We start from the raw sequence: 15,445 nt of genomic DNA, 5'->3' as shown, positions 1-15,445 counted from the left end.
CCGGCGGGGAACCCGCCCCGGCAGCGGCGGGCCCCGCACCCGGCGGCAGACCCGCCCCCCCCGCGCCCCGCCTCCCAGCGGACCCGCGCGCCCCCGCCCGTACCCCGCACCCGCAGAGGAACCCGCCATGACCACCTTCGCCCCGAACCCGGCCACCACCGAGGACGCCATCACCGTCGTCCGCGAGCCCGGCAAGCCCGCCCTCGTGCAGGTGCCCCGCCACGCGACCATGGCCGAGGCCGCCGCCTGGCTCACCGCCCGCCGCGCCGACATCCAGGCCGAACTGCACCGCTCCGGCGCCGTCATGCTCCGCGGCCTGCCCGTCACCGACGCCGCCGCCTTCGCCGAGGCCCGCGACGCGCTCATCGCCACCCGCGCCGGCTACAAGGAGAAGGCGACCCCGCGCACCGACTTCGGCGAGGGCGTGTTCTCCTCCACCGACCTCCCGGCCATCCAGCCGATCCGCCTGCACAACGAGAACAGCTACACCCTCGACTTCCCGGGCGTGCTCCTCTTCGGCTGCGTCACCGCCCCCGAGACCGGCGGCGCCACCACCGTCGGCGACATGCGCCGCGCCCTCGCCCTGCTCCCGGACGAGCTCGTCGCCCGCTTCGCCGAGGCGGGCTGGCTCCTCGTCCGCAACTACTCCGACCTCGCCGGGATGCCCTGGCGCAAGGCCTTCTCCTCGGAGGACCCGGCCGGCGCCGAGGCGTACTGCGACGAGCACGCCATCGGCTACGAATGGCTCGACGAGGACACCCTGCGCACCCGACAGCTCCGCTCCGCGATCATCACCCACCCGGCCACCGGCGAGCGCGTCTGGTTCAACCACTTCGCCTTCTGGAACGCCCGGGGCCTCGACGAGGACGTCCGCGAGGTCCTCACCGAGACCTTCGGCGCCGACGGCCTGCCCTTCGACACCCGCCTCGGCGACGGCACCGCCCTCACCGACGCCGAGGTCGACGCCATCATCGACGCCTACCAGGCCGTCACCGTCCGCGAGACCTGGCAGGACGGCGACCTGATGCTCGTCGACAACATCCTCTGCGCGCACGGCCGCGAGGCCTACACCGGCGCCCGCAAGATCCTCGTCGCCATGGGCGAGCCCGTCCCGCTGGCCGACTGCGCCCCGACCGTCGCCCCCTCCGCCACCCCGTACGGAATGTGAGCCCCGCCATGACCGCCGTCCTCCCCGAGCCCGCCACCCGCACCGCCCCCACCGGGGCCCACGCCGACACCTGCGCCGACTGCGCCGCCGGCACCGGCCACGCCGACCTGCTGGCCCGCCTCGCGACCGCCCCCGGCGCCCGTACCGCCGTCGTCGCCGCCGACCGCGACCTCAGCTTCGACGAACTGCGCGCCGACGCCGCCGCCTTCGCCGCCCGCCTCACCGCCCTCGGCACCGGCCCCGAGAGCGTCGTCGCCCTCTGCCTGCCGCGCGGCGCCGCGCTCGTCACCGCCATCATCGGCACCCTCACCGCGGGCGCCGCCTACCTGCCCGTGGACCCCGCGCTCCCGGCCGACCGCCGCCGCTACCTCCTGGAGGACTCCGGCGCCGACCTCGTCGTCCTCGACACGCCGGGCGCGTCGCCCGCCCCGGGCGCCCGCTCCGTCACCGTCGCCGAACTGACCGCCGCGCCCGGCGCCGCGACCCCCTACCGCCCCGCGCCCGTGACCGCCGACAGCCTCGCCTACGTCATCTACACCTCCGGTTCCACCGGCCGCCCCAAGGGCGTCGAGATCGGCCGCGCCGCCGCCTCGCTGCTCCTCGCCGAGCTGGAGGGCGTCGGCGCCGCCGGCGGCGAGGCCCGCCGCGTCGGCTGGAACGCCTCCCCGTCCTTCGACGCCTCCGTCCAGCAGTGGGTACGGCTCTGCCGGGGCGACACCCTCGTCATGATCGACGAGGAGACCCGCCGCGACCCCGCCCTCCTCGCCGCCTTCATCGACGCCCAGGGCCTCACCGACCTCGACATCACCCCCTCCCACGCCGACCCGCTGCTCGACCTGCTCACCCCCGACGGCGGCCCCCGCCCGCTGACCCTGCTCGTCGGCGGCGAGGCCATCGGCCCCGCGCTCTGGGACCGGCTGGCCGCCGCCCACACCGCCGGACTGCTGCGCGCCCTCAACGTCTACGGTCCGACCGAGACCACCGTCGACGCCACCGCCGGCTGGATCGACCGGCCCGGCGAGCCGCACATCGGCAGCGTCCTGCCCGGCCTGCGGATGCGCCTCCTCGACGAGCACCTGAACCCGGTCGCCCCCGGCGGGACCGGTGAGCTGTACCTGGCCGGAGCCCGCGTCGCCCGCGGCTACCGCAACCGGCCCGGCCTCACCGCCGAACGCTTCCTCGCCGACCCCTCCGCCGACGCGGCCCACGGCGACCGCATGTACCGCACCGGCGACCGCTGCCGCCTCCTCGCCGACGGCCGCCTGGTCTACCTCGGCCGCGTCGACGGCCAGATCAAGCTGCGCGGCCACCGCATCGAACTCCCCGAGATCGAGGCGGCCCTTGGGCGCCAGGACGGCGTCGCCGAGGCCGCCGTCATCCTCGGCGAGGACGCCTCGGGCAGCCCCGCCCTGCTCGCCTACCACCGGGGCGGCGACCCCGAGGCCCTCCGCGCCGGCCTCGCGGCCACCCTCCCCGCGTACATGCTCCCGGCCGCCTTCGTCCCGGTCGAGCGCTTCGCCACCACCCCCAGCGGCAAGCTCGACCGCGCCGCCCTCCCGTCCCGCGTCGAGACCGCCGCCGTCCCGGCCGGGGACACCGCCGACAGCGGCCTGGAGGGGCGCGCCGAGGAGCTCATCGGACGGGTGTGGAAGGAGGTGCTCGGCGCCGCCTCGATCGGCCCCGAGGACAACTTCTTCAAGCTGGGCGGCCACTCCCTGCTCGCCATCAAGCTGGTCTCCCGGGTCCGCGCCGAACTCTCCGTCGCCCTGCCCGTCAAGGCCGTCTACGCCAACCCGCGGCTGCGGGACCTGGCCGCCCGCATCGAGGAACTGACGGCCGCGCGGGACGCCTGACCGCCGCACGCCCCGCCCATCCCCACCCGTTCCGCCACCCACGAGGAGCAGCACCGTGATCCCCCTGTCCTATGCGCAGCGTCGGCTGTGGTTCCTGAACCGCCTGGAGGGTTCCTCGGCGGCGTACAACGCGCCGGTGGTGCTGCGGCTGGCCGGGCGTCCGGCGGTGGCGGTGCTGGAGGCGGCGCTGACGGACGTGGTGGAGCGGCACGAGGTGCTGCGGACGGTGTATCCGGCGGTGGACGGGGAGCCGTACCAGGAGGTGCGGGCCGCCGTCCCGGTGCCGGTGGAGGTCGTGCCGGTGGCGGCCGGGGAGGTGGACGCGTCGGTGACCGCCTTCGCCCGGCTGCCGATCGACATCACCGGTGAACCGCCGCTGCGCGTACGCCTCTTCGAGGAGACCGAGGGGGAGGGGGCGGTCCTGGTCCTGTCGGTCCACCACATCGCCACCGACGGCTGGTCCGTCGGCTGCCTGCTCCGCGACCTCGACGCCGCCTACACGGCCCGCGCCGGGGGCCGGGCGCCGGAGTTCGCGCCGCTGCCCGTCCAGTACGCCGACTACGCCCTGTGGCAGCACGACATGCTCGGCGACCCGGCCGACCCCGAGAGCACCGCCCACGAGCAGCTCGCCCACTGGCGCACCGCGCTCGCCGGCATCCCCGACGAGACCCGGCTGCCCGCCGACCGCCCCCGCACCGCCGAACCCACTCACGCCGGCGCCGTGGTGACGGCCGAGCTCGACGCCCGGGTCCACCGGGCCCTGACCGAGGTGGCGAAGGAGCACCGGGCCAGCTTCTTCATGGTGGTGCGGGCCGCCCTCGCGCTCGCCCTGCGCGCCGCCGGAGCCGGCGCCGACCTCGTCCTCGGCACCCCCGTCGCGGGCCGCCCCGAGGAGGACCTGCACGACCTGGTCGGCTTCTTCGTCAACACCCTCGCCCTGCGTGCCGACCTCTCCGGCGACCCCACGCTCGGCGAGCTCCTCGGCCGGGTCCGGGACACCGACCTCGCCGCCTTCGCCCACGAGGACCTGCCCTTTGACCTGCTGGTCGAGGACCTCAACCCGGAGCGCTCCCTCGGCCGCCACCCCTTCTTCCAGGTCATGGTCAGCGCCCAGAACCGGCAGGAGCGCGACCTCGCCCTCGGCGGCATCCCCGCCACCCTCGCGGAGACGGACCTGGCCACCGCCAAGTTCGACCTCGGCTTCCACTGCATGGAGCGCGGCGACGCCACCGGGGACCCCGGCGGCCTCACGCTCCTGCTCCAGTACGCCACCGAGCGGTACGACGAGAGCACCGCTCGCCTCCTCCTCGGCCTGTTCGGGCGCGCGCTCACCGCGCTCGCCGAGCGGCCCGGGCACACGCGTCTCAGCGGCATCACCCTGCCGACGGACGAGGAGCGCGCCGGACTCGACCGGCGCCACCGGTCCCTGGCCGAGGCCGCCACCGCGGCCGAGGCCAGGGCGGCCGAAGAGGCCCGCCCGAGGGGCGACGGCGGCCGGGCGAAGGGCCACGGCGCCCGGACCGCCGACCCCCGCGAGGAGATCCTGCGCGGCCTGTTCGCGGAGATCCTGGGCCGGGACGAGGTCCAGGAGGGGGACAACTTCTTCAAGCTGGGCGGCCATTCGCTGCTCGCGGGCAAGCTCACCAACCGGATCCGAGGCGCGCTCGGCCTCCAGGCGGCCATCAAGGACGTGTTCCTGGCGCCCAGCCCCGGGCAGCTCCTGCGGCGCCTCGACGCGCAGGGCGGGGCGCCGGCGCGGCCCGCGCTCCGGCCCGTACCGGCGGACGCGCGCCCGGACCGGATCCCGCTCTCGTACGCCCAGCGTCGGCTGTGGTTCCTGAACCGTCTGGAGGGTTCCTCGGCGGCGTACAACGCGCCGGTGGTGCTGCGGCTGGCCGGGCGTCCGGCGGTGGCGGTGCTGGAGGCGGCGCTGACGGACGTGGTGGAGCGGCACGAGGTGCTGCGGACGGTGTATCCGGCGGTGGACGGGGAGCCGTACCAGGAGGTGCGGGCCGCCGTCCCGGTGCCGGTGGAGGTCGTGCCGGTGGCGGCCGGGGAGGTGGACGCGTCGGTGACCGCGTTCGCCCGGCTGCCGATCGACATCACCCGGGAACTTCCCCTGCGCGCCCGGCTCTTCGAGCCCGCCCGGGACGAGGGGTCCGTCCTGGTGCTCTCCGTCCACCACGTCGCCACCGACGGCTGGTCCGTCGCCGCCCTCCTCGCCGACCTCGACGCCGCCTACACGGCCCGCGCCGGGGGCCGGGCGCCGGAGTGGGAGCCGCTGCCCGTGCAGTACACCGACTACACCCTCTGGCAGCGCGAACTCCTCGACGGCGAACAGGGCGTACGGGAAGCCCAGTCGGCCCACTGGCGCGCCGCGCTCGACGGGATCCCCGGCGAGACCCGGCTGCCCGCCGACCGGCCCCGGCCGACCGAGCCGAGCGGCCGGGGTGCCGTGGTCACCGACGAACTCGACGCCGCCGCCCACCGGGCGCTCGCCGGAGTCGCGAAGGAGCAGCGCGCCACGTTCTTCATGGTGGTGCGGGCCGCCCTCGCGCTCGCCCTGCGCGCCGCCGGAGCCGGCGCCGACATCGTCCTCGGCACCCCCGTCGCCGGACGCGCCGAAGAGGCCCTGCACGACCTCGTCGGCTTCTTCGTCAACACCCTCGCCCTGCGCACCGACCTCTCCGGCGACCCGACCCTCGCCGAGCTGGTGCGCCGGGTCAGGGACGCCGACCTCGCCGCCTTCGCCCACGACGACCTGCCCTTCGACCTGCTCGTCGAGGACCTCAACCCCGAACGCTCCCTCGGCCGCCACCCCTTCTTCCAGGTGATGGTCAGCGCCCAGACCGGCGAGGACGACAGCGCCGTCGCCCTCGGCGGCGTCACCGGCACGCTCGACGGCGCCGACCTCGGCAGCGCCAAGTTCGACCTCGCCTTCCACTGCGGCGGCACCCAGGACGCCGACGGCGAGGCCGGACCCCTGCTCATCGGCGTCTGCTACGCCACCGACCTCTACGACGAGACCACCGCCCGGCTCCTCCTCGGCCTCTTCCGCCGCGCCCTGGCCGCCCTGGCCGCCGAGGACGGCGCCACCCCGCTCAGCGCCGTCGCCTGGGCCACCGACGAGGAGCGCCGCGCCCTCGACGCCCGCCACGAGGAGCTCGCCCGCGCCGCCGCCTCGGCCGCGCCCCCGGCCGGCGAGCGGGCGAAGGGCCCCCGGACCGCCGACCCCCGGGAGGAGATCCTGCGCGGCCTGTTCGCCGAGGTCCTGGGCCGGGACGAGGTCCAGGAGGGGGACAACTTCTTCAAGCTGGGCGGCCATTCGCTGCTCGCGGGCAAGCTCACCAACCGGATCCGCGCCGCCCTCGGCCTCCAGGCCGCCATCAAGGACGTGTTCCTCGCCCCCAGCCCCGGGCAGCTCCTGCGCCGCCTCGACGAACACGGCGGCGGCCCCGCCAGGCCCGCGCTCCGGCCCGTACCGGCGGCCCTGCGCCCGGCCCGGATCCCGCTCTCGTACGCCCAGCGCCGCCTCTGGTTCGTCAACCGGCTCGAAGGCCCCTCCGCCACCTACAACATCCCCGTCGTCACCCGGCTCGCCCGCCCCGTAGACCCCGCGCACCTCGCCGCCGCCCTCGCCGACGTCGCCGCCCGCCACGAGGTGCTCCGCACCGTCTACCGGGTCGCCGACGGCGAGCCGTACCAGCTGGTGCTCGCCGACGCCCGCCCCGCCCTCGACCGGATCGGCGCCACCGGGGACGCGGAGGTCCGGACCGCCGTGGACACGGCCGTCGGGTACGTCTTCGACCTCGCCGCCGAACTGCCCTTCCGTGCCACGCTCATCACCGACGCGGAGGCCGATTCCGGTGCGGATTCCGGTGCGGATTCCGGTGCCGAACGCGGCTCCGGCTCCGGCGGGCGGCAGACCCTGGTGCTGCTGACCCACCACATCGCCGGCGACGGCTGGTCCACCCCCCACCTGCTCGCCGACCTCGGCACCGCCTACACGGCCCGCGCCGGGGGCCGGGCGCCGGAGTGGGAGCCGCTGCCCGTCCAGTACACCGACTACACCCTCTGGCAGCGCGAACTCCTCGACGGCCCCGACGGCCTCGCCGGGGCCCAGCTCGCCCACTGGCGCACCGCCCTCGCCGGACTGCCGCCGCTCATCGCCCTGCCCACCGACCGGCCCCGCCCGCTGGAGAGCGACGGCGCGGGCGCCCTCACCGGCTTCGAGGTCTCCGCCGCCACCCACCGGGCCCTGCTCCGCGTCGCCCGCGCCCAGGGCGCCACCCTCTTCATGGTGGTCCAGGCCGCCCTCGCCGCCCTCCTCGCCCGGCACGGCGCCGGGACCGACGTCGCCCTCGGCACCACCGTCGCCGGACGCGCCGACGACGCCCTCCACCCCCTCGTCGGCTTCTTCGTCAACACCCTCGTGCTGCGCACCGACACCTCCGGTGACCCCGCCTTCGCCGAACTCGTCCGCCGCGTCCGCGAATCCGGGCTCGCCGCCTACGGCAACCAGGACCTGCCCTTCGACCGGCTCGTCGAGGACCTGAGCCCGCAGCGGTCCGCCGCGCACGCGCCGCTGGTCCAGGTCATGCTCCAGGTCCACGCCGCCGCCGGTGCCGCCGGCCCCGCGAAGGACACAGGCCCCTCGGCCCTGGACGGCGAGCCGGTCGGCTTCCGGGGGACCGGCGCCAAGAGCGACCTCACCTTCGCGCTGACCGAGCGCGCCGAGCCCGACGGCACCCCCGCCGGACTGGTCGGCGCCCTCGAATACGCCACCGCCCTCTACGACGCGGACACCGCCCGGCTGCTGGCCCGGCGCCTGGCCGAGACCCTCGACGCCTTCGCCGCCGACCCCGGACTCGCCCTCTCCGCACCGCGGTACACGGACACCGCGACGGGCACGACCGGGGCCTCCGCCACCGCCACCGTCGTCGACGAGCTCGGCCGCCCGGCGCCGGTACGGGTCCCCGGCGAGGTGTACGAGACGGAGCCGGGCGGCACGCCGCGCGCCACCGGACGCCGGGCGTACGCCACCGCCGACGGCTCCCTGCGCCCGGTCGCCGTCCTCACCGTCGCCGGCTACCCCGTCGAACCCGGCCGGGTCGAGGGCGTCCTGAGCGGCCACCCGGACGTGACCGGCGCCGCCGTGGAGGTGCGCGACGGGCGCCTGTACGCCACCGTCACCCCGGCCGCCGGGGCCCGCGCCACCGGGGAGGAGCTGCGCGACTGGGCCGCCGAGCGGCTGCCCGAGTACCTCGCGCCCGCCGGGGTCGCCGTGCAGGGCCGCCCGGCGGCCGGGCCCGCGCCCGACGCACCGGCCGAAGCGGGCACGCCCGGCGGGTCCGGCGGGTCCGCCGCGTCCGCCGCGGAGGAGAAGCTGCTCGGGCTGTTCCGGGACGTGCTCGGCGGGCGCCCGCTCGCCGCCCACGACAACTTCTTCAAGAACGGCGGGCACTCGCTCCTCGCGGTCCGCCTCCTCAACCGCATCCGCGCCGAGTTCGGGCGCGACCTCACCCTCCGGGACGTCTTCCGCAACCCGACGGCAGCCTCCCTCGCCCGCCGTCTCGCCGACGCCCCCGGTGCCGCACCCGGCGCCGCGCCCTCCCGCCCCGGCCCGCGCCCGCCGGCCCCCGGCGCCCCCGTGCCGCCGGTCCCGCCCACCCCGGCGCTCAAGCGCCGCACCCGCGCGGGCACCCGCCAGAGCGGCTGACCCCTCCGCGCATCACCCCGCGCCGCACCTCCGCGCACGACCCCTGCGCACCACCTCCGCGCACGACCCCCGCGCACGACCCTGCGCACGACCTCCGCGCACGACCCCCGCGCATCACCCCGCGCCCCACCTCCGCGCATCACCCCGCGCTCCACCCCCGCGCACCGGCAGCTCCGGGCGGCACTTCTGCCGCCCGGAGCTGCCGCGTCTACTGCCCCGGGAGCCCTTTCCGCGCACCTAGCGTGGACGGCACGGAGGCGAGAGGAACCGTTCGCCCCGGTCTCTCGGCCCCAGTCACCGGAGGAAGTCAGCATGGCCCCCAGCAGAACGGAAGACCTGCTCGACGGCGGACCCTCTCCCGCCCACGCCCCGCCCGTGCTCGACCTGATCGCCCGGCAGGAGCGCACCCGCCCCGACGCGGTCGCCCTCGTCCACGCCGACGCGAGCCTGACGTACGCGGAGCTCGGCGCGGCGGTCCGCGAGCGGGCCGCCCGGCTCGCCGCCGACGGCGCGGGCCCCGGCCGGCTCGTCGCCCTGCACCGGCCGCGCGGCATCGACGCGATCGTCGGCCTCCTGGCCGTCCTCGCCACCGGCGCCGCCTACCTGCCGCTCGACGTCCAGGCGCCCGACGCCCGCAACGAGGCCATCCTCGGCGACGCCTGCGGCGCGGCCGCGCCCGCCCCCGCCGAGGTCGCCCGGCACGGCGAACTCGTCCTCGGCGGGCCCGGCGCCGACGAGGGCGCCGCCTACGTCATCTACACCTCCGGCTCCACCGGCGTGCCCAACGGCGTGGTCGTCGCCCACGACTCCCTCGCCCACTTCATCGCCGGCGCCACCCCCGCGTACGGCATCGACGCCGACTCCGTCGTCCTCCAGTTCAGCCCGCTGCACTTCGACGCCAGCGTCCAGGAGGTCTTCGCGACCCTCGGCGCGGGCGGCACCCTGGTGCTGCGCACCGACGACATGCTGGACGTCGCCGAACTCCTCGCCGGCTGCGCCCGGCACGGCGTCACCCTGCTCGACCTGCCCGCCGCCTACTGGCACGAGCTGGTCTACGTCCTCACCACCGGCTCCGTCCGGCTCCCCGCCTGCCTGCGGACCGTCATCATCTACGGCGAGGCCGCCCTGCCCGAGCGGATCGCCCAGTGGCGCGGGCTCGTCGGTGAGACGGTCCGCCTCCTCAACGCGTACGGCCCGACCGAGACGACCGTCGTCGCCACCGTCGCCGACCTCAGCCGCCACGACGCGGGACCGGTCCCGATCGGCCGCCCGCTGCCCGGCGTGCGCGCCGCGATCGTGGGCGGCGAGCTGTGGCTGCTCGGCGGCGGCCTCACCCGCGGCTATCTGCACCGGCCCGAGCTGAACGCCCGCCGCTTCACCGAGCTCGACGGCGAACGCGCCTACCGCACCGGCGACCTCGTCACCCTCTCCGAGGACCGCCAGATCCTCTACCACGGGCGCCTCGACGACGAGGTGAAGATCGGCGGCCAGCGCATCGACCCCGCCGCCGTCGACTCCGTGCTCGCCGGCCACCCCGCCGTCCGCGAGGCCGCCGTCGTCGCCCAGCAGGACGCCGACGGTGTCAAGCGGCTCGTCGCCTTCGTCGTCACCGACGGCGGCACCGGCGCCGAGGAGCTCCGCGCCCACGTGCGGGACCGGATGCCCGCAGCCGCCGTCCCCACCGTCTCCGTGGTCGTCGCCCTGCCCCGCACCAGCTCCGGCAAGATCAACCGCAAGGTGCTGCGGACCACCGACCCCCGGCTGCCCGTCGTCCACGAGGAGCCGCTGCCCCCCGAGGACCGGATCGTGCTCTCGCACGCCCAGCGGCGACTGTGGCTGCTGGACCAGCTCGACGGGCCGTCCGGCGCCTACAACATGCCGATCGTGCTGCACCTGGACACCGCCCCCGACCGGGCCGCGCTCACCGCCGCCGTCGCCGACCTCGCCGAACGCCACGAGGTCCTGCGTACCGTCTTCCTCGCGCCCGACGACGAGCCCTACCAGCACGTCCTGGCCCCCTCCGCCGTGCGCCTGCGCACCGTCGAGGCCCCGGCCGCCGAACTGCCCGCGCTGATCGCCCGGTTCACCGCCGAGACCTTCGACCTCTCCCGCGAACTGCCGCTCCGGGTGGCCCTGTTCACCCCGGACGACGGCACCGCCGGGGTCACCCTCGGCGTGCTGCTCCACCACGTCGCCGGTGACGGCTGGTCCCTCACGCCCCTGCTGACCGACCTGGCCCGCGCCTACGCGGCCCGTGTGGCGGGCCGCGCGCCCGACTGGGAGCCGCTGCCCGTCCAGTACGCCGACTACACCCTCTGGCAGCACGACGTCCTCGGCGACACCGCCGACCCGGACTCCGTCCTCGCCCGCGGCCTCGCCCACTGGCACGCCGCCCTCGACGGGCTGCCCGCCGTCACCGACCTGCCGCTCGACCGGCCCCGGCCCGCCGCCCGCGACCACGCCGGGGCGCTGCTGGAGACCGCCCTCGACGCGGACGTCCACACCCGCCTGGTCCGGCTCGCCGAAGAGCACGACGCCAGCCTCCTCATGGTCGTCCAGGCAGCCCTCGGGCTCGCCCTGCGCGCCTCGGGCGCCGGAGAGGCCACCGCCCTCGGCACCCCCGTCGCCGGCCGCGACGACGAGGCCCTCGACGAGCTCGTCGGCTTCTTCGTCAACACCCTCGTGCTCCCCACCGACACCTCCGGCGACCCCGGCTTCGGCACCCTCCTCGACCGCGTCCGCGACACCGACCTGGGGGCCTTCGCCCACCAGCGGATCCCCTTCGACCTGCTCGTCGAGCACCTCAACCCGCCCCGGCACCCCGGCGTCCACCCGCTGTTCCAGGTGATGCTCACCCTCAACGCCGCCGGACCCGGCCAGGGCGCCTTCCCGTTCGGCCCGCTCACCGGCCGCTTCGCCGACCAGGACGGCCCCGCCACCACCAAGTTCGACCTCACCGCCGCCTGCGTCGACACCCGCGACGCCGCCGGGGAGCCCGCCGGGCTGAGCCTCGGCCTGGAGTACGCCCGGGACGTCTTCGCCGACGAGCGAGTGCCCCGGCTCCTGCTCACCGCCCTCGAAACCGCCCTGCGCACCGCCGCCGCCGACCCCGCGACCCCGGTACGGGACGAGGACCTCGTCCCCGCCGACGCCCGCCGCGCCCTCGACGAGCGGCGCGCCCGGCTGGCCGCCGCCGAGGCGTCCGGGGCGGCCGACGGCGCGGGCCCCGAGGGCGGGACCGGCCCGGAAGCCGACGCGGAGCTCGTCGCCACCCTGTGCGCGATGTTCGCCGAGGTCCTCGGCCTCGACCAGGTCGGCCCGGCCGAGGGCTTCTTCACCATCGGCGGGCACTCCATGAGCGGCGTCCGCCTCGCCAACCGGATCCGCGCCCGACTCGGCGTCGACATCCAGGTCCGCGACCTGCTGCTCGCCCCCACCCCCGACGCCCTGGCCCGCCGCATCGCCGCGGCGGGCGAGCCGGCCGCCGGCGACGGCGCCGGCTCCCCGGTCGCCCCCGCCCGGCCCCGGCCCGCGCCGCGCGCCGACCGGCCCGAGCGCGTCCCCCTCTCGTACGCGCAGCGCAGGCTCTGGTTCATCGACACCCTCGAAGGCCCCAGCGCCTCCTACAACATCCCGCTCGTCCTGCACCCCGCCGCGCCCCTCGACCCCGCCGCCCTCGCCGACGCCCTCGCCGACGTGTCCGACCGGCACGAGGTGCTCCGCACCCGCTACCGGGCCGTCGACGGCGAACCGCACCAGGACATCCGCACCGGCGTCCGGCCCCCGCTCGACCTGCGCACCGTCCCCGCCGTCCGGCTCGCCGACGCCGTCGCCGAGGCCGCCGGGCACGTCTTCGACCTCGCCGAGGAGACCCCGCTGCGGGCCGCCCTGATCACGCCCGCGTCGGCCTCCGCCGACGGGCCCGGGCAGGTGCTGGTGCTGCTCGTCCACCACATCGCCGCCGACGGCTGGTCCACCGGGCCGCTGCTCGCCGACCTCGCCGCCGCCTACACGGCCCGCGCCGAAGGCCGCGCCCCCGGCTGGGAGCCGCTGCCCGTCCAGTACGCCGACTACACCCTCTGGCAGCACGAGCTCCTCGACGGTCCCGACGCCGAGGCCCACCGCGCCCACTGGCGCACCGCCCTCGCCGGAGCGCCCGCCGCCCTCGAACTGGCCGCCGCCCGCCCCCGGCCCGCCGAGGCGAGCCACCGAGGCGACCGCGCCCCCGTCACCGTCGACGCCGCCACTCACGAGGCCCTGGAGCGCCTCGCCCGCGACAGCGGCGCCACCCTCTTCATGGTCCTCCAGGCCGCCCTCGCCGCCGTCCTCACCCGGCACGGCGCCGGCACCGACCTGCCGCTGGCCACCATGACGGCGGGCCGCGACGACGAACTCCTCGGCGGACTCGTCGGGTTCTTCGTCAACACCCTCGTGCTGCGCACCGACACCTCCGGCGACCCCGCCTTCACCGAGCTCCTCGACCGCGTCCGGCGCACCGACCTGGCCGCCTACGCCCACCAGGAACTCCCCTTCGACCGGGTCGTCGAGGACCTCAACCCGGTCCGCACCACCGCCCACCACCCGCTCGCCCAGATCGTCGTCCAGCTCCACCACGACTACACCCGCGGCGTGCCCGGCGCCGACGCCGCCGCCCGCCTCTTCCGCGAGACCGGGGCCGGGGCCGGGCTGCTCACCACCGTCAGCACCAAGTTCGACCTCACCTTCGCCCTCGACGAGCGGCGCGACGGCGCGGGCCGGCCCGCCGGACTCGCCGGCGGCCTCGAGTACGCCACCGACCTGTTCGACCCCGCCACCGCCGCCCTCCTCGCCGCCCACCTGGAGCGCACCCTGCGCGCGGCGGCCGCCGACCCCGGCGTACGGATCGGGGAACTGCCCCTGCTGACCGACGCCGACCGGTTCCGGCTCGTCGCCGACTACAACGACACCGCCACCGTCCTGCCCGAACGCGGCACCGTCCACGGCCTGATCGCCCGCCGCGCCGCCCGCACCCCCGACGCGCCCGCCCTGATCACCGACGCCGGGACCGTCACGTACGCCGGCCTCGACACCCGCGCCGACGAGCTCGCCGCCCGGCTGCGCGCCGCCGGGGTCCGCCGAGGCGACACGGTCGGCGTGCTCCTCGGCCGGGGCGTCCCGCTGATCGTGACCGCCCTCGCCGCCCTCAAGGCGGGCGCCGCCTACCTCCCGCTCGACCCCCGGCTCCCCGAGGCCCGCCTCCGGCTCATGCTGGAGGACTCCGGGGCCCGCCTCGTCGCCACCGACGGCGCCCACACCCCGCCGGAGGGCACGCCCGTCCTGCGCGTCGACGCGGTGGACACGGTCGGCACGGCGGACACCCGGGGCGGGGCGGACGCCGCCGACGCCCTGGAGCCCGACGCCCCGGAGTCCGGGGCCTCCGACGACGACCTGATGTACGTGATGTTCACCTCGGGCTCCACCGGCCGCCCCAAGGGCGTCGGCGTCACCCACCGCAACGTCGTCGAACTCGCCGCCGACCGCGACCTCTCCCTCGGCGCCGACCGGCGGATGCTCGTCCACTCCGCGACCGGCTTCGACGCCTCCGTCTTCGAGATCTGGGCCCCGCTCCTCGGCGGCGGCAGCCTCGTCCTGCTCGCCGGTGACGGCACCGACCTCGACGAGACCGCCCGCGCGGTCCGCCGCCACGCCGTCACCACCGCCTACTTCACCGTCGGCCTCTTCCACGTCATGGCCGACGAGGGACTCGACACGCTGCGCCTGCTGCGCGAGGTGTGGACCGGCGGAGACGTGGCCTCCCCGGCCGCCGTCCAGCGGGTCCTCACGCACTGCCCCGACACCGTCCTCGTGCACTCCTACGGCCCCACCGAGACCACCTTCGCCTCCCACAACCAGTGGTTCACCACCACGCCCGGCCGGCCGCGCGCCCTCGACGGCACCGGACTCCACCTCGGGCGCCCCATGGACAACACCCGCAGCCACGTCCTCGACGAGCGGCTGCGGCCCGTGCCGCCCGGCGTCCCCGGCGAGCTGTACATCTCCGGCGGCCACGTCGCCCGAGGCTACGTGGGCCGCGCCGGCCTCACCGCCGAGCGCTTCGTCCCCGACCCCTTCGAGGGCGACGGCAGCCGCATGTACCGCACCGGCGACCGCGTGCTGTGGACCCCCGCCGGCGAACTCCGCTTCCTCGGCCGGGCCGACGGGCAGATCAAGCTCCGTGGCGTGCGCATCGAGCCCGGCGAGGTCGAGCGGGTGCTGGCCGCCCACCCGGCGGTCGGCCAGGCCCTCGCCGTCGTCCGCGAGGACCGGCCCGGCGACAAGACCCTCGTCGGCTACGCCGTCCCCCGCGCGGGCGACACGGTCACCGGCGCCGAACTCCTCGCCGAGGCGCGCGCCCAGCTCCCCGAGCACCTGGTGCCCTCCGCCGTCCTCGTCCTCGACGCCCTGCCGCTCACCGTCAACGGCAAGCCCGACCGGGCCGCCCTGCCCGCCCCGCACCGGCCCGCCGCCGACCCCGCCGGACGCGCCCCGCGCAACGCCCGCGAGCAGGTCCTGTGCGCCTTGTTCGCCGAGATCCTCGGCGTCCCCGAGGCCGGCATCGACGACAACTTCTTCACCCTCGGCGGCCACTCCCTCCTCGGCGTCCGCCTGGTCAACCGGATGCGCGGCGTCCTCGGCGTCGAGCGCACCGTCCGCGACCTGTTCCGC

Annotated in this window: 4 protein-coding genes; all 4 read left to right on the top strand. The window is 76.8% G+C overall.

Going from position 1 to position 15,445, the window contains the following annotated elements:
• Positions 1–127 precede the first annotated feature (127 nt).
• Positions 128–1,168, top strand: coding sequence for a TauD/TfdA family dioxygenase (locus ACZ6J5_RS10020; RefSeq protein WP_469389661.1), 1,041 nt, complete (start codon positions 128–130; stop codon positions 1,166–1,168).
• Positions 1,169–1,176: 8 nt separating this feature from the next.
• A complete protein-coding gene (locus ACZ6J5_RS10015; protein WP_469389659.1) occupies positions 1,177–3,021 on the top strand; it encodes a non-ribosomal peptide synthetase in 1,845 nt (614 codons plus the stop codon).
• A gap of 55 nt (positions 3,022–3,076) precedes the next feature.
• The gene (locus ACZ6J5_RS10010) at positions 3,077–8,740 is read left to right on the top strand and encodes a condensation domain-containing protein (RefSeq protein ID WP_469389657.1); all 5,664 of its coding nucleotides are present in this window, start codon (positions 3,077–3,079) and stop codon (positions 8,738–8,740) included.
• A gap of 312 nt (positions 8,741–9,052) precedes the next feature.
• Positions 9,053–15,445 (top strand): amino acid adenylation domain-containing protein (locus ACZ6J5_RS10005; protein ID WP_469389655.1); only part of this gene is annotated, 6,393 nt, incomplete at its 3' end.

The organism is Streptomyces sp. NPDC042100, assembly GCF_055582325.1.
Note: the sequence above shows the minus strand (reverse complement) of the source record. Positions and strands in the feature narration are given on the sequence as shown.

Coding starts and splice junctions, on each gene's coding strand:
- ACZ6J5_RS10020 (WP_469389661.1), top strand. CDS start 128: ATGACCACCTTCGCCCCGAACCCGGCCACCACCGAGGACGCCATCACC.
- ACZ6J5_RS10015 (WP_469389659.1), top strand. CDS start 1,177: ATGACCGCCGTCCTCCCCGAGCCCGCCACCCGCACCGCCCCCACCGGG.